The sequence below is a fragment of the Paraburkholderia sp. WC7.3g genome, from assembly GCF_050436345.1.
GTDB classification, from domain to species: Bacteria; Pseudomonadota; Gammaproteobacteria; order Burkholderiales; family Burkholderiaceae; genus Paraburkholderia; species Paraburkholderia podalyriae.
This window is the reverse complement of sequence record NZ_JBNDMA010000002.1, coordinates 2,832,731-2,849,020: the sequence shown is the minus strand read 5'-3', so window position 1 is coordinate 2,849,020 and position 16,290 is coordinate 2,832,731. Positions and strand designations below refer to the sequence as shown.

12 protein-coding genes are annotated in these 16,290 nt (G+C 58.7%); 10 read left to right on the top strand and 2 right to left on the bottom strand.

Annotated elements, in window-relative coordinates:
- Positions 1 to 160 precede the first annotated feature (160 nt).
- The 7 genes from OKW43_RS24465 (at position 161) to OKW43_RS24435 (ending at position 8,102) form a co-directional block, all read left to right on the top strand.
- Entirely contained in the window at positions 161 to 1,936 is a 1,776-nt protein-coding gene (locus tag OKW43_RS24465) for a flavin-containing monooxygenase (RefSeq protein WP_187633082.1), read from the top strand.
- 100 nt (positions 1,937 to 2,036) lie between these two features.
- A complete protein-coding gene (locus OKW43_RS24460; RefSeq protein ID WP_184057087.1) occupies positions 2,037 to 2,852 on the top strand; it encodes an SDR family NAD(P)-dependent oxidoreductase in 816 nt (271 codons plus the stop codon).
- Between the two features lie 22 nt (positions 2,853 to 2,874).
- Positions 2,875 to 4,008 (top strand): amidohydrolase family protein, encoded by a 1,134-nt coding sequence (locus OKW43_RS24455; RefSeq protein WP_184057084.1) that lies wholly within the window; start codon positions 2,875 to 2,877, stop codon positions 4,006 to 4,008.
- A gap of 12 nt (positions 4,009 to 4,020) precedes the next feature.
- Positions 4,021 to 5,529: a class I adenylate-forming enzyme family protein gene (locus OKW43_RS24450; protein WP_187633081.1), complete on the top strand. Its 1,509-nt coding sequence runs from the start codon at positions 4,021 to 4,023 to the stop codon at positions 5,527 to 5,529.
- Positions 5,530 to 5,650: 121 nt separating this feature from the next.
- Complete coding sequence (locus OKW43_RS24445; protein ID WP_187633080.1) at positions 5,651 to 7,024, top strand: MFS transporter; 1,374 nt, start codon at positions 5,651 to 5,653, stop codon at positions 7,022 to 7,024.
- A gap of 26 nt (positions 7,025 to 7,050) precedes the next feature.
- A complete protein-coding gene (locus OKW43_RS24440; protein ID WP_376776318.1) occupies positions 7,051 to 7,437 on the top strand; it encodes a LysR family transcriptional regulator in 387 nt (128 codons plus the stop codon).
- Positions 7,353 to 8,102, top strand: a complete 750-nt coding sequence (locus tag OKW43_RS24435; RefSeq protein WP_187633214.1) for a substrate binding domain-containing protein — start codon at positions 7,353 to 7,355, stop codon at positions 8,100 to 8,102. Before OKW43_RS24440 ends, OKW43_RS24435 begins: the two co-directional genes overlap by 85 nt.
- Positions 8,103 to 8,140: 38 nt before the next feature.
- On the opposite strand, the gene OKW43_RS24430 is transcribed toward OKW43_RS24435, so the two are convergent.
- Together OKW43_RS24430 and OKW43_RS24425 are read right to left on the bottom strand one after the other, a co-directional pair.
- The gene (locus tag OKW43_RS24430) at positions 8,141 to 9,397 is read right to left on the bottom strand and encodes a thiolase family protein (RefSeq protein ID WP_187633078.1); all 1,257 of its coding nucleotides are present in this window, start codon (positions 9,395 to 9,397) and stop codon (positions 8,141 to 8,143) included.
- A 480-nt stretch (positions 9,398 to 9,877) separates the two neighbouring features.
- Positions 9,878 to 10,924, bottom strand: coding sequence for a LysR family transcriptional regulator (locus OKW43_RS24425; RefSeq protein ID WP_187633077.1), 1,047 nt, complete (start codon positions 10,922 to 10,924; stop codon positions 9,878 to 9,880).
- A gap of 742 nt (positions 10,925 to 11,666) precedes the next feature.
- Between OKW43_RS24425 and OKW43_RS24420 the strand changes: the two genes are divergently transcribed.
- From OKW43_RS24420 to OKW43_RS24410, 3 genes are all read left to right on the top strand, one after another.
- The gene (locus tag OKW43_RS24420; RefSeq protein ID WP_187633076.1) at positions 11,667 to 12,833 is read left to right on the top strand and encodes an acyl-CoA dehydrogenase family protein; all 1,167 of its coding nucleotides are present in this window, start codon (positions 11,667 to 11,669) and stop codon (positions 12,831 to 12,833) included.
- 488 nt (positions 12,834 to 13,321) lie between these two features.
- On the top strand, positions 13,322 to 14,500 hold the full coding sequence (locus tag OKW43_RS24415) for an NADH:flavin oxidoreductase/NADH oxidase (protein ID WP_187633075.1): 1,179 nt from the start codon (positions 13,322 to 13,324) through the stop codon (positions 14,498 to 14,500).
- A gap of 1,026 nt (positions 14,501 to 15,526) precedes the next feature.
- Positions 15,527 to 16,207: an SDR family NAD(P)-dependent oxidoreductase gene (locus tag OKW43_RS24410; protein WP_187633074.1), complete on the top strand. Its 681-nt coding sequence runs from the start codon at positions 15,527 to 15,529 to the stop codon at positions 16,205 to 16,207.
- Positions 16,208 to 16,290: the final 83 nt, after the last annotated feature.

Genomic DNA, 16,290 nt, shown 5'->3' with positions numbered 1-16,290 from the left:
GTACCGCGGTAGATGCGCGCGGGCCGACGATTTTTGCGGCCGGAGCAAGACTCCTAACCGCGTCCGCGGGTAGCCGATGGCTAACACCGCTACTAGAATTTGTTCACACGGGCAAACCTCGAAAGGTTGCTTTGCCAGGCACAAACAAGGAACGAACGTTATGGAAGAAGTTATCTCTATCTCCAGCAGCGCTGAGAGTGTGCATAGTGAGGCGCATCTGGTTCAAAGGTGGCTGTCTCGTCTCGAGCAGGCGCTGAAGTCGCTGAACCGCGACGCCCTGGGTCAGCTTTTTGCCGACGAATGCCACTGGCGTGATTTGCTGGCGTTCACTTGGAGCATTACACCGCATCAGGGGCGCGAGAGCATCGTTAACGAGCTCATAAGCAGACAGCACAAAATCCAGGCGCATCGGTTCGAGATTGCGGAAAATCGTACGCCGCCGCGTCGCGTCAAGCGTATCGGGATTCCAGTGACTGAGGCTATTTTTAATTTCGAGACAGCCGACGGCCGTGGTAGTGGCGTCGTGCGGCTCTTGGAATGCGAGCCCGAGAGGGCCTGGATTTTCATGACGTCGCTGCAGGAGCTGAAGGGCCATGAGCCGGCGGTGGGGGAGCGGCGTCCATCGGGCGCGGAATACTCTCGCCAGTTCGGCAGCCAGAACTGGGCGGAGCGTCGTGCGAAGGAGCAAGCGTTCGAAGATCGCGAGCCTGCCGTATTGATCATTGGCGCTGGCCAGACGGGCTTGTCCACAGCGGCTCGGCTTCGGATGATTGGTGTGGACGCGCTATGCGTGGAGAAGCTGCCTCGGGTGGGAGACGTGTGGCGCCAGCGGTATCACTCGTTAGCGCTGCATAATCAGGTGGCGCTGAACCACATGGCATACATGCCGTTTCCACCAACCTGGCCGAAGTACCTTGCGAAGGACATGCTGGCCAATTGGATCGAGAACTACGCATGGGCGATGGAGTGCAATGTCTGGACAAGCACGGCGTTTGTGGGCGGGGAATATGATGAGGCAGCTGGCCACTGGCATGCGACGGTGCGTCGCGCCGACGGGTCCGAGCGTGTGCTTCGGCCAAGGCATATCGTGTTCGCTAATGGCATCGTTGGTGCGCCCAAGCGGCCTAGGCTGGCAGGGCTCGAGGACTTCAAGGGCGAGGTCCTGCACACGCACGACTACAAGGACGGGGCACCCTGGCGCGGAAGGAATGCGCTGGTGCTCGGCGCAGGCACGAGCGGCCACGACATCGCGCAGGACCTGCATGGCCACGGCGCAAACGTCAAGCTAATCCAGCGTGGTCCGATCGCAGTCACGAGCCTTGACGCCGCATGCGTTACCTATACCACCTACTACGATGACGGCTTGCCTATTGAGGATTGCGACCTGCTGGCATTGTCCGCTACCTACCCCATTGCGGTGCGAAATGCGCAGGCTGTGACGAAGCGGCAGCAGGAATTGGACAAGGTGCTGCTCGACGGTCTGCGCGCACGGGGCTTCAAGCTAGATTTTTGCGAGGACGGAACCGGGTACATGATGAAGGTGCGCCGTACGCACGGTGGCTACTATCTGAACTGCGGCTGCTCGGAATTGATTGTCAATGGGCAGGTCGGCCTGCTGCACTTCGAGGACATCGAACGCTTTGTCGAGGACGGTGCGCTGATGAAGGACGGGCGCGTGGAGAAGGCGGACCTGTTGGTGACCGCCACGGGCTATCAAAGCCAGCAGCACGTGGTGAGGGAATTGTTGGGTGCCGCGGTTGCCGAGATAGTCGGTCCCATTTGGGGAATCGCGAAGGACGGCGAACTCAACAACATGTACAGGCCCACGGCGCAAAAGGGGCTATGGTTTCTCGGCAGCGGCCTATCGCAGGCACGCATTTACTCACATTACGTCGCCTTGCAAATCAAGGCCCGCGAGATTGGGCTCATTACCTGAGCCACGACCGCACGGGCCCACGAGTTCGCGGACAAGGGTGACACGTTCTTAACAATTGCCGCCCTGATCGCTTACCGACTCAAAAACGAGGATACGAGACATGCTGGATCTGACTGGTAAAGTGGCTTTCGTCGCAGGCGCGGGTTCATTGGGTGAGGGGTGGGGCAACGGCAGGGCCACGGCGGTGCTGATGGCTCGGCAGGGCGCCAAAGTGTTCGGTGTGGACATCAATGAGCAGGCATTGATTGACACTGCGGCGATCATGGAGCGGGAAGGTCACAAGAACTGGGCGTGGCAAAGATGCGATTTGACGTCCAATGATGACGTCAAGGCGGCGATCGACGCGTGCGTGGAACAGTTCGGTCGGGTTGATATCCTGGTCAACGTTGTGGGAGGGAGTGTCCCGGGTGATCCCGTGTCGCTCGGCGTCGACGCGTGGGATGCGCAGATGGACCTGAATCTCAAGACGGCGTTTCTCGGCTGCAAGCATGTGCTTCCCATCATGCTGCGGCAGTTTGAGGCTGAAGGCAAAGGTGGCGCAATCGTTAACGTCTCAAGCATCGCGCACATGAGCCATCAGGTCGGCGGACGCGTGCACGTCGCTTATGCGGCTTCGAAGGCTGGACTTATGGCGTTCAGCCGCTCGACTGCCATTGCCTACGTGAAGAAGGGCATACGGGTCAACACAGTCGTGGTCGGGATGATGGACACACCGACCGTCAAAACACGGATCACCAAGCAATTGGGCGTATCCGCCGACGAATTGAATGCCAACCGCAACGCCGCGATTCCTATGGGTTTCATGGGCGACGCGTGGGACATTGCGAATGCCATAGTGTTTCTCGCAAGCGACGAGGCGAAATACATCACCGCGACGCAACTCGTCGTGGATGGCGGCGTGACAGCGGCCAGGTAGGCGCGGCGACAAGGAGGACCCGATGACTCATGGTGCCTTTCAGCACAATCCGATCAGGCCAGAGTGGCTCGCCGCGCGAACCGAAGCGCCACTCGATCCCGCACTCCCGGTCGTCGACTCGCACCATCACCTTTATCAACGTCCGGGTCTCAAATATCTATTCGATGACATGCTTGCCGACCTGCGATGCGGTCATGACGTGCGCGGAACAGTGTATGTGCAGGCGCGGACGATGTATCGGGCCGACGTTTCCCCGGCGATGAGCCCGGTCGGCGAGACCGAATTTGCCAACGGAGTGGCAGCAATGAGCGCCAGCGGGCTTTATGGTGATGTGCGAATGTGCGCGGCCATTGTGGGTTTCGCGGATCTGCTTCTCGGCGACGACGTCCGTCCTGTGCTGGAACGCCATATCACAGCGGGGGGCGGCCCAGCGTCGGAAGGCGGCAGATTCCGCGGCATTCGCCAGTCTCTCGCTTGGGACGGCGACGCCGCCCTATTCAATGCGGCAGCTTATTCGACCACCGAAGACATGATGGATAGCGCGCCGTTTCGGGCTGGTTTTGCGCATCTGGGTGAGCTTGGCCTTAGTTTCGATGCCTGGTTGCTCTTTCCTCAGATACCGCGACTAACGTCGCTGGCGCGCGCCTTTCCAGAGACGCCCATCGTGCTGAACCATTGCGGGGGAGTGCTGGGCATCGAGCGTTTCGCAGGTAGGCAGCAGGAGGTGCTCGCCGAATGGAAGGCTTCGCTCCATGACCTTGCCAAATGCCCCAACGTAATGGTCAAGCTCAGTGGTCTCGGTATGCGGTTATCCGGCTTCCGCTTCGAGGATCGGGACCGGGCCCCGTCGTCAGCAGACCTCGCCGATGCGTGGCGCCCCTGGTTTGAAACGTGTATCGAGGCTTTCGGTGCGGACCGATGCATGTACGGTAGCAATTTCCCTGTCGATAAGGGAAGCTATAGCTTCGGCGTCGGACTAAATGGCGTCAAGCGGATCGCCTCCAGTGCGAGCGCCGAGGAGAAGGCCGATTTGTTTTGGCGAAGCGCGACGCGGTTCTATCGTCTCCGATTGGACATGACCTCTTCGTGGCGCGTCGCATTGGCAAGCGCGGATGACTGCAGAGAAGCACGTGATGTCGGACCACAACACATTTAATCTGGATAACTGATGTTTCCCATAAACTTCCTGCGCCACTCGGCGCTCGTCTGTCCGGATGCCGTGGCGGCGGTCGATGGTGATTGTCGTCTGACATATAAGGAATTGATTGATCGAAGTGATGCTTTGGCAGCGGGGCTACAGAACCTGGCAGGCAAAACACGGCCGACTGTCGCGCTGCTGGGACCCAACAGTGTCGAGATGCTGGTAGCGTTGATGGCGGTCCATGCCTGCGGAGCGATTCTGGTGCCGCTCAATGGGCGTAACGCCCCGCCTGAACTCGATGCGCAGATCGGCCGTGCCAAACCGGACGTGGTCGTCGTTCATCGAGCCTATCTGGACAAGTTCACCGCTGGTGATCGCCACGTGTCGGTCGTCGATGCATACCCGGCCGACGCGCGGGCCATGACTCTACTCGAGCGCAAGCATTGGGGGCAACGCGCTGAATGGAGTGCCAGCATTACAGACATCAACGCCATCAAATTTACAGGCGGCTCATCGGGCGTGCCTAAGGGGGTGTTGCAGTCTTTTAGATGCATCAACGCGCTAGTCAGTGCGGTCGTGATGACGTTCGAGCTGACACCGAACGATCGCTATCTTTGCGCTGCACCGATGACTCATGGGGCGGGGGCGTTCATCCTGCCGACGCTATCCAAAGGTGGACGTGTGGTGCTGACATCGAACGCGGCGCCCGGGCACCTCCTCGACCTCATGCAGCGCGAGCGCGTAACGAGTACCTGGATTCCGCCGACGCTACTTTATAAGCTGATTGACGAGCAGAAGGCGCGGCCGCGCGAGCTGTCCCGCCTGGCCCACCTCATTTGGGGCGGAGCAGCTGCATCACCCGCCCGCCTGCGCGAAGCGCTACAAGTGTTCGGTCCAGTGATCGAAACTGCCTACGGCCAGACGGAAGCGCCTCTGATTCTGTCCGCCGCACGCGCGAGCGACATGGCGGACGAAAGGCGGCTCACGTCGGTTGGTCGAGTCGCACCTCTGGTGGATGTCACGATCCAGGACAAAGAGGGAAACCGGCTCGGCCCCAATGAACCGGGAGAGATTTGTGCGCGCGGAGATCTGCTGATGAGCGGATACCTTGATATGCCGGAAGAATCGGCGAAGGCGATCCGTGACGGTTGGCTCCGCACGGGCGACGTGGGTCTCGTCGATGAAGACGGATTTCTGTACATCAAGGACCGGATACGTGACGTGGTGATCAGCGGCGGGTTCAACGTCTATCCGTCGGATGTCGAAGCTGTAATCGCCCAGCACCCGGCGGTGTCTGAGGTAGTGGTATTCGGGGTACCCGACGACCACTGGGGCGAGCGCGTCGAGGCCGCCCTGGAACTCCGTGAGGGCCAGATCGCCACCGAGGATGAACTCATCGCATTCTGCAAGGAGCGCGTTGGGTCCGTCAAAACGCCGAAGCATATGAGAATCGTCACATCGCTGCCACGGAGCGCGGTGGGCAAAGTCGTTCGCCGGGAAGCGCGGGCGATGGCAATATCGGGAGGTAACGCCTGACGCCTTTAATGCCAGATCACACTGACCGTTTTTCACTGCACCTATACCACGCTTAGTCTCGGATTCAGGCGAAAATGTCTCGATTCCAGGCACCGAAAAGCTGAAACAGGAGACACGCTAGATGAATCAGCCTACTCGCACGCTCGACGTTCAGTCGTTTATCGATGGTGAGCGATTTTCACCCTGCCAGTGGTTGATACTGACGCTATGTTTTCTCGCGTTCGCCGCCGACGGTTTTGACAACGCGGCAATCGGCTACATCGTGCCGGCGCTGATCCGCGATTGGGGGGTGGCACGTGACGCCTTGGGCTCCGTCATGAGCGCGGCGCTGCTCGGCGTCGGGATTGGCGCGCTCGCCGCCGGTCCGCTGGCCGACCGCGTTGGCCGCAAGACGGTGCTGGTCTTGTCCATTGCTTGTATTGGTGTCTGGAGCCTCGCGGCGGCACAGGCACATACCATTGGTGTCCTGCTTATGTTCCGCTTCCTGACGGGGTTGGGGCTTGGTGCCGCGATGCCGACTGGAATAACGCTCACGTCGGAATACGCTCCGGAGCGCATACGCGGTGTCGTGGTCAACAGCATGATCTGCGGTTTCTCCTGCGGAATGGTCATTGGCGGCGCAGCGTCGGCGTGGCTCATACCGCATGCAGGCTGGAAGAGCGTGTTAATCGCGGGCGGCGTCGGCCCCTGCCTGATCGCGTTGCTGGTCGCTGTCGCAATGCCGGAATCAGCCCAATTTCTTGCGGTGCGCCAAGGCACGCATGCACGCATCGCTCGCATCCTTAAGCGGATCGCGCCGCAACAGCAGTTCGACAACTGCAGGTTCGTTGCCAGCCAGCGCGGCGAGCCCGCGCGCGGCGCGGCGCTTGCGCTAGTATTGTCCCGGCGCTATTTGCCGCGCACGTTGCTGCTCTGGGCTGCATATTTTTTGACGCTGGTCGTCTATTACCTGCTCGTCAACTGGATGCCGACACTTTTCCATGATGCGGGCTTTGACGCGTCGCGCAGTGCCTTGGTGACGTCCTTGTTCCCGCTTGGCGGGGTGATCGGCACCGTCATTACCGGCTGGTTAATGGATCGTTTCGACGCGAACCGCACGATAACGTTCGCATACGTGTTGGCGGCCTTGCTGGTATTCATCGTGGGGCGGAGCGTCGGTAGCGCACCGGTGTTCTTTGGTGTTCTGATTTTCCTTTGTGGGATGGTCCTCACCAGCGCGGCGACTTCTACATCTGCTTATCCGGCCAGGGTCTATCCGACGCAGGCGCGCGCGACGGGCGTTGCATGGGTTCTTGGCGTCGGTCGAACCGGCGCTGTCGCCGGCGCGTTCCTGGGCGGTGAACTGCTCACGCTAGGTTGGCGGGCGGCAGACGTGTTTGGCCTGCTTGCCGCGCCGACGCTATTGGCTGGGGGGGCCGTGTACGCGGTTTCGATCTGCCTGTCGCATGCAAGGGGCGAGGAAGAGCCAACGACTGCAGCCGTGAAGCACTCCTAGCCAGGGCGTACCCCCGTCGTCACGGTATGCCGCAGGTGCGGCAGCGCATGACGGCTGTCCAATCGGCGAATCCCGGGAACAGTTTCGCAACGGACGAGTTCGCGCAAATCCAGACGTTTATAAAGGTCGTCGAGGACGGCAGTTTTTCGGCGGCTGCACGTTGCACGAACTCTTCGGTCAGTTCGATTGCGAGACAGATTCAGGCGCTCCAAGTTGAACTGGGTATCAGGCTTCTGAATCGCACTACTCGCAGTCTGGCGTTGACTGAGCCGGGACAAGTGTTTCATGATCGCGTCAGTACGATCGCAAGGGAACTCAGCAATGCCAAATCGGAGGCGGCCTCGTTTCGGGGACCAGATCACTTCCTCACCTGCTGCAGCGATACCCGGACCTGGGCTTTGATATTTCACTGACTGACGAGCGGGTAGACCTCGTTTCGAACAATATCGACGTGGCCATCTGGGCGGGCGACATACCCGATGCGGAACTGGTCGCGAGACCTATTAGTCCAATCCGCCGGATTGTTTGCGGCTCGCCAGAATACTTCAGGCGGCGAGGCATTCCGAAGACACCTGACGACCTGCGGGACCATATCTGTCTGCTCTATGCAGCGCGGTCGTACGGCAATATGTGGGCATTCTCGAGGAATGGTGCACGACAGGACGTTGCCGTCCACGGGAACCTGCGGTCCGATAATGGCCTGGTTTTGCTCTCCGCCGCGTTGGCAGGCACCGGCATTATCATGGTCCATGAGTGGATGGTCCGGCTGCCAATACTAGGCGGTCAGCTGATGCGGGTGTTGGATGACTATGTCGTCAGTCCCACGCGCTGCAGACTCGGAGATGCATGCCGTTTATCCAAGTGGTCGCGGTCTTTCACGGAGGATCTTTATCCACTTCTTGATCGAATTGTTCCAGCCAGAAGAGGTGGCTGCCGGAGCAGCCGCTGTCCGGGAGCCGGGCTGCACGCATGGGAGGTACGGAGAGCCTTGAAGAGTTCAACCGCAAAATCTTGCTTACGCCCGCACATCATGAGGTTGAGCGTGCCAACTTTCGTGGCACGGGTCAGTAGGTCTTAGACGCTCGCTGATTGGAGCGATGCTGGTTGCGGAGCTGGCTAGTTGATCAGAGGCCCGAGCACGTGAACAGCCGTGGCGGCATCTTCAACGCCAAGCAGTCCACCCCCGTTTTCGATAATGCCAAAGCGGGCGCCTGCCACCTGTCCGGATCCCGCTTCACCCCGAAGTTGTGTCACTACGTCGTGGATCATTACCAACCCGGTAGCACCGATCGGATGCCCCTTCGAGATGAGGCCACCCGATACGTTGATCGGGATTCGCCCGCCGAGTGAGGTCTCACCGGAAAGTCCCATTGGTCCGCCATCGCCACGGGCGCAAAACCCCAGGTTTTCGGATTGCAACACCTCGGCAAACGCCGTTGCATCATGTAATTCGGCCAGACTCATCTCATCCGGACCTGCCCCGGCTTGCTCATAAGCTTTGCGCGCGGCGATCAGTCCCGAATGTCGTTCGTAGTCGTCCGGGTCGCGATCTGAACTGCTTACGATTACGGAAGCCGCCACCTTGACCGCGCGCCGTGAACCGAGTTGCTTCAGCGCCTTTTCGCTCATCAGCACAGCGGCGGCGGCGCCGTCGCTAATGGGTGAGCACATTGAGCGCGTGAGGGGCCACACGACAGGAGCGTCGTGCAGAACCTGCTCGGTTGTCATGGGCTTGCGATACTGCGCGTGCGGATTATGAACGGAATGGCGGTGATTCTTGGCAGCGATTGCCGCGATTTGCTCAGCAGTAGTACCGAATTTTGCCATGTGCTGACGCGTCAGGCCGGCGTAAATATCCATAAAAAAACTGCGTCCGGGTGCGCCGATTCGCATGTCGTCCTCCACGCTTGGTGGCACAGCCGACTTGCCGAGATTCGCCAGGCGCTCAAACGTCTCGTTGACGAGGTGGACATCCGTTCCGCCATTGAATGCCTTGAACATTGCTTCCTTTTTTTCCGGATAAAAGAGCTTGTCCGCACCCACAGCGAGCACGATGTCATGCTGGCCGGCCAAGATGCTCGTCATGGCCTGGTTGAAAGCCGTGCTGCCGCTGGCACATGCGTTCTCCACATTGATAATGGGAATGGTTTGAACTCCAATAGCTTTCAAGGCGCATTGCCCACGGATGGAATTTTGCCCCTCCATCTGACCTTGACGTGCGTTGGTGAACCACGCGCCTTGCACATCTTTGAGTTCCAACCGGGCGTCCCGCAGTGCCAAATTGACTGCTTCGCGAACCAGATCTTTGACCGACTTGTCCACGAACTTCCCGAGATTTGTCATTCCGACGCCCACTACATATGCACTAGTCATTGGTATTCCATCCTTTCGTATGCTCCCGGAAGACGATTTCTCTGAGTATTTCGGGAGCAAAGTAATTTGTTAAGGGTCCGCTGCGCTTCGCGACTTAAGACAACAAACATGCTTCGATTCTAGGCGTGTCCAGTCCGCGTGGGCTGTCGTTAAGGCGGCAAGGTTCTTTGTCCCCAATGCAAAAGCCGCCGATTGGACGGAAGCGACTAATCGACCCAGTCGCCCATGCGCGCGGATCGCTTTACTTTCCTTGCGAATATGGTCTCTTCGTTGTCAAAACTTCGAGTACTGGCAACCGTAGTAGCCGATCGATGGTTGGTCTTGCGCAATTATTTTTGGCCGCGTGCCGTGTTGTTCAACGGCAAGCCACTCCTGCGAACATTCGCGTGAGCGATGGGCTCGCATTTTCATACGTTGTGGAATTGATTCTGCAGATCCGTACATTTGCCGATGAGGAGTGAATCCGCAACGCGCGTTGCGCTAGTTTGGCGGCACGTCGGCCAATAAGCAGGGGGCGTCGGTTGAAGCCTCTTCGCCATGAAACAAATTCACAAGGAAGTCGACAAAAATTCGAACTTTGCGTGAAAGACCGCGGCTGCTGGGATACACCACATACAATTCGGAATCTTCTGCTCTCGGTCGCACGGTATACTCGCTCATTGTTCTGGCAAGTTCATTTCGAGAGACTGGAAGCCGGACCGTCCATTCTTGGGCTACGAGGATACCGATGCCCGCCATTGCCGCGGAAATCAGAACTAAGCCATTGTCCGAGCGGAGGTTACCGTTGACCTCGATATCCTCCCGCGTGCCGTTCTTTGTAAACTCCCAGATGTTGCCGTAAGAACGCGCTGCGTAGAGCAAGCAGTTATGGTGGCGTAGGTCTTGTGGGGTCACGGGGACGCCGTGGCCCTCAAAATAGCCGGGCGAGGCACAGACGATCCGTTCACTGCGAGTCAGGCGCCTTGCGACAATCTCCGTGTCGGGTATATGGCCCATCCAGACAGCGACGTCTATATTATTTGCTATAAGGTCGGGGCGCTCATCCGTCAGCGAGATATCGAAACCCAACTCTGGGTACTGATTGACAAGACGGGGGAGCGCCGGAACGATAATCGTTGTGCCTGTTGAGACTCGCAGCGACACCCTCAGGACTCCCTTGACGCTATCCTGGAAGGACGTGGCTTCTGATTTCGCGTTTCTTAGCTCTTTTGAGATGGTGCGAACCCGCTCAAAAAATAGTCTGCCAGGCTCAGTCAGCGACAAGCTACGTGTGCTGCGGTTAAGGAGCCGTATGCCAAGCTCTTCTTCGAGCGACTGAATTTGTCTTGCTACCGCACTAATGGAGGAGTCGGTGCAACGGGCTGCAGCCGAAAAACTGCCGGCTTCGACCACCTTAATAAACGTTTGAATGCGCGTGAAGTCGTCCATCATCCAACCCGGATGCCTATTTTGAAGAGATTTCTTGCCAGCGAAGCGTACTCGCGAGCGAAAGCGTTCCCGATTTACCTGCAATTCCACAGCAGACATTGATCGTCGCGCGTTGTCAACGAGGACTCTCCCTATACGCGGAGCCGTCCCGGGGAGCGTCGGTGATCTGCACCCGCGACGCCTTTGGCATACATATCACCTCAGGTATGACGAAAGGTTCGAGTGCGTCATTTGGTTTGGATGCGTCCTGATCGGAACGCTTGCTGAGACAATCCTCGCTGTATTCGTGCCACGCCGGCAAGACGCCTTCGCTACCACGATCGCGGGCGGGGCATCAACGGCGGGAGTTCGCCGATACGCTGCGCGCGACGCGATGTTGGGAAACGTACGCGGAACCTCCCGCGGCTGTGGATTGCTGCGTCGCAATAACTGCGTCGCATTTTTGCGAAAGACGACAAGCACCTTGGCCTGAAAATGGGCGTGCGCAGTCTGGACTCAGTCGCAGCGCGTTGGTACGCTTCCTCAAAAGAAAGACATCATCTTTTGCAAGAAACTGAACCGCTCATCAAGGTGCGAGATGGCAAATCGGCAGGAATGCTTCGCGCACACGTTCTCAACAAGGGACGCAGTATGTCGATGCATTCGTGCTGCGATGATGAGAAGGAAAGCGAAATGATTCGCGCACTCATGTTGTGCCAGCCGACAGTGTACGAAAACTGGAAAGGTCTCTCGCAAGCGCATCCGACGCGCTGATTTTTCGGCCTCGAAGCTTTTATTGGGAATGACCTTTCAAGCGGGCCATACACAAACGGCCCCGACACTATCTAGGGACTTTTAGTTTATGAACTTCGATCTCAATGAAGATCAGTTGTCGATTCAGTCGTCAATCGAAAAGATCTGTGAGAAATTCGACGACGATTACTGGTTGGAGCGCGACCGCAATGGCGGCTTCCCTCATGACTTTTATCGAACGCTCGCGGAAAATGGTTGGCTCGGCATTGCGATGTCCCCTGACTATGGCGGTGCGGGATTGGGGATGACGGAAGCGGCCTTAATGATGCGAACCATTAGCGCGTCAGGGGCCGGCCTATCGGGAGCTTCGGCCGTACACATCAACATCTTTGGTCTTAACCCAGTACAGGTGTTCGGAACCGACGAGCAGAAGCAAAGGTTCTTGTCGCCGCTCATCAAAGGAGAGGACAAAGCCTGTTTTGCAGTGACCGAGCCGGACGCTGGACTTGATACAACACACCTGAAGACCCAGGCGGTGCGAGACGGCGATCACTACGTCATCACGGGAAGAAAAATCTGGATTTCCACCGCCCAAGTGGCCAACAAAATGCTGATCATCGCGCGTACGACCCCGCTCGACCAGCTAGCGAAACCGACGGACGGGTTGAGTCTCTTCTACACCGACCTCGACCGCAGTCGCGTGGAGGTGCGCGAAATCGAAAAGATGGGCCGCAAGGCCGTCGATTCCAATATGTTGTTTATCGACGGATTGCGGGTTCCGAAGGCCGACTTGATCGGTGTCGAGGGACGAGGTTTCCAGTACTTGCTGCACGGGCTGAACCCCGAACGCATATTGATTGCAGCCGAGGCCATTGGTCTCGGGCAAGCGGCATTGCGTCGCGCTACTCAGTACGCAAAGGAGCGGATCGTATTCGGCCGTCCAATCGGGCAAAACCAGGCAATTCAGCATCCTCTGGCACAAGCGTGGATGCAACTGGAGGCGGCCAACCTGATGGTGTTGAAAGCGGCGACTCTTTACGACGCAGGCAAGGCCTGCGGTGCCGAGGCAAATAGCGCTAAGTACCTCGCTGCCGAGGCGGCTTTCCAGTCCTGCCAGACAGCGATCGCTACGTTGGGCGGAATGGGTTATGCGAAGGAATACCATGTCGAACGATACCTTCGGGAATGCATGATCCCTCGGTTGGCGCCCGTGAGCCCTCAGATGATTATGTGCTTTATCGCCGAAAAAGTGCTGGGTTTGCCCAAGTCCTACTGAACTTGGTGAGCCGCCGTGCCTCGGCGACATTCCGCGACTGGTAGCGGACGTCTCATCGCGTTCGCGATGTTAGGGAAGTGTCGGGCACGCGCGGCCACGGGAGTAGGAGGGCGGCGCCCTTGGTCAGTGTCCTAGGTGGAGGCTTCCCGTCACGGCTATCGATTACTTGGCAACCAACCATCGGGCACGGCCTTGACGCACGTGCGTCACATTCCAGCGAGAGCCCGGTTCTGACGTACGGAACAATGCAATGCGCCGCGTTGACGATATCGGCCACAATGTTCACGATGTTTGCAACGGAATTCGAGAGAGAAGAGCAAGCGTTGATAGCGGAGCATACGGCGTCCTGCGCATGCTGTTCTGCGCTCGGATTCGGTCGTTTAGCGCGGCCAATGAGCTGGCGCCGGTCCCTCGCGATTCGAAAGATTTCGATCGGCACGCGAAAGCGAGCAGATCACACATCCCCCAATTACCGACGAACAGATCCTATGAATGCCCGAGTGGAATCGAAAACGCCCACGCTGTTCTCCGAATACCGGCTGCGCGATGTGATGTTCCGCAACCGTCTCGTCGTCTCGCCCATGCAAATGTACATGACTGGGCCAGACGGCATTGCTACGGATTGGCACTTTCAGCACCTTGTGAAATGGTCACTCGGGGGGTTCGGGACGGTGTCCACTGAGGCGTTGATGATTGACCCGGTGGGGCGCAACACCTATGGGGATTGCGGCATTTGGGGAGATGAACACGTCGCTCCGCTTCGCCGCATCACTGATTTCCTCCATGAGCGCGGATCGCTCGCGCTTGCGCAGATTCATCACGCCGGCCCGAAGGCATCCCGTCAGCGACCTTGGGAAGGTCTCGGTCCCCTTGGCGAGGCCGAGGCAGCGCGCGGGGAAGCTCCGTGGCAGCCGGTGAGCGCCTCGGCCACCGCCACACTGCAGGGTTGGCAGCAACCGCGAGCACTCACGGCTGCCGAGATCGACGTGATCATCGAGAAGTACGCAGCGGCGGCCGAGCGCGCTGATCGGGCCGGCTTCGACGTGCTGGAGGTCCACGCGGCGCACGGATACCTGATTCATTCATTCCTATCTCCGCTTACTAACTTCCGGCAGGACGACTACGGAGGCGGTATGCGAGGCCGCATGCGAATCGCGCTGAAAATTGCAGAGGCGGTACGCACCCGATGGCCGGCTGGCAAACCGCTTTTCTTTCGCCTGTCGGCGGTGGATGCTACGGAGCCGCCCAACGGCGGCTCGATGTGGACTTTAGAGGACAGTTGCGTGCTAGCACGTGAGCTCAAAGACCGCGGCGTCGATGTCATTGACTGTTCCTCGGGCGGCATCCGCTCGGCGAATTCTGTCATGGATGTTGCGAAGAACAGATCCAAGCTAAGGCGAGGCTTTCAAGTGCCCTATGCGAGAGCAATTCGCAGCAAGGCGGACATTCCGACGATGGCGGTGGGCGTTATCCTCGACGGGCCGCAAGCGGAGGAGATCCTTCAAGATGGGAGCGCAGACTTGATCGCGATCGGGCGCGAGGCGCTGACCGATCCCCATTGGGCGCTGCATGCGGCACAAGCATTGTCGGCAGATCCGGAATGGCATTTGTGGCCGCGGTCTTACGGTTACTGGCTTTCCTACCGAGACCGCATCGGAATCGAATAGGCCGGTTTGTGCTTTCACTTGCCGGGTACCGAAACGTTGCGAGTGGGAAATCATCATAATCGTTGTGACTTACTGAGGGACTTGATCAAGCTGCCGGTGCATTGTCGCATCTGTTGCACAGTGGAACTGAACTCCCGAACACCAACATCGCTCGCGCTGGATTGCCAGCCTTTCATCTTCAGATACGTGCCTCGGCTAAGCCGTCTTTAAGGACGTTATCGTTGTAGCGAGCGAGTCAATAAGCAGGTGGGGGGGCACGCTCATGCGCTCGTGAGGTTCTACACGACAGGAAAAAAAGACAAGCGTATCGCAGCATATCCTTGCATGGACGGCCTCGAATCCCAAGTACGACATCTGTAGCGTCCTATTTCATCTCGCGGAACGGCAGAAGAATGCTCCTTGACCATCGCCCTGCTGCGCTTCAATCATTGCTGGGAGACGAGTCGCAAATGACAGGAGTAGCGATACGATGAATACGCCCCTCGCATCGGACGAGCCCTCTCGGGGCGTGGCGGGTCAGAACGGTGCGAGCGCCAATGGCGGTGCCGGCGCAGCCGACTTTGCAGACGCGTCTGCCCCGGAAGGAATTTCCGGACGTGTGAGCGCGGACATTGCCGCGGCGCGGCAAATGGTGAGGTCCGGCGTCTGCGACATTCACGCGCACTCTGACGTAGAAGTCAGTCGTGAAAACCGCCGGCGCCCATCGTCGCATTGCGCCCTTACCACCACGGCGGCGGGCGTACTGTCGCATCGGCATCGAGGTTGTCGTAATGGACACAAAGTCGCCGACATCAACCTTATCAAGTACGCGAATCGAACGCTCGATGGGCCGGCGGCGCACGATCCGACCACAGGTGGCCGGCGTCTTGTGCAGGCCGCGGTCGGCTACATCGTTGAATTCGTGAACTGCCCGTGTATCGCAAGGCGACCCGACCGGAGCACAGCATGTACGGGTCCGGAATAGCAACGAGTATGCGTTTATCCACCCGCATCGACAGCGTTGCAAAGATAAAAGGTACAAATTGAATGTCACTCAACGATAAAGTCATCGTCATTACCGGCGCGTTCGGGCAGCTCGGGCGCGCAGTGACGGCCGAAGTGCTATGTCAAAAGGCGAGAGCCGCGCTGCTTGACATCGCTGAAGAAGACGCACCGAACCGCGCGCACTTTTGGCGCGTCGATCTCGCCTCGCTCGCGGATACGCAAATCGCGATGGGCGCGATCGCAGCGGAGTTTGGTCGGATCGATGGACTTGTAAACGTCGCGGGAGGCTTTACGTGGCAGACCCTGGAGAGCAGCAGCGATCTAGCTGCATGGCACCGCATGTACGAGATCAATGCGATGACATGTGTGACCGCATCGATGGCCGCTTTGCCGTACCTGCTGAAGGACGGTGGCCGGATCGTCAATGTTGGAGCGGCGGCCGCTGTTCGTGGCGCAACAGGGATGGGGCCCTATGCGGCGGCCAAGTCGGCGGTCGCGCGCTTTACCGAATCGCTTTCCGACGAGCTAAAGCACCGCAACGTGGCCGTCAATGCCGTTCTGCCTAGCATCATCGATACACCGCAGAACCGCGCGGACATGCCGAACGCCGATTTCAGTGCATGGGTGACGCCGCAGGACGTCGCACAGGCCATTGCGTTTCTTCTGTCGGATGCGGCCCGATCCATTACGGGCGCGCTGCTGCCGGTGACAGGGCGGATCTAACGAGCGCTAACCGCCGCTTCACACCGTGGTGCTCGTTCGGTTTGTCGAAATAGCGCATCGCATAGCGTAGTTGTCCAGATGTT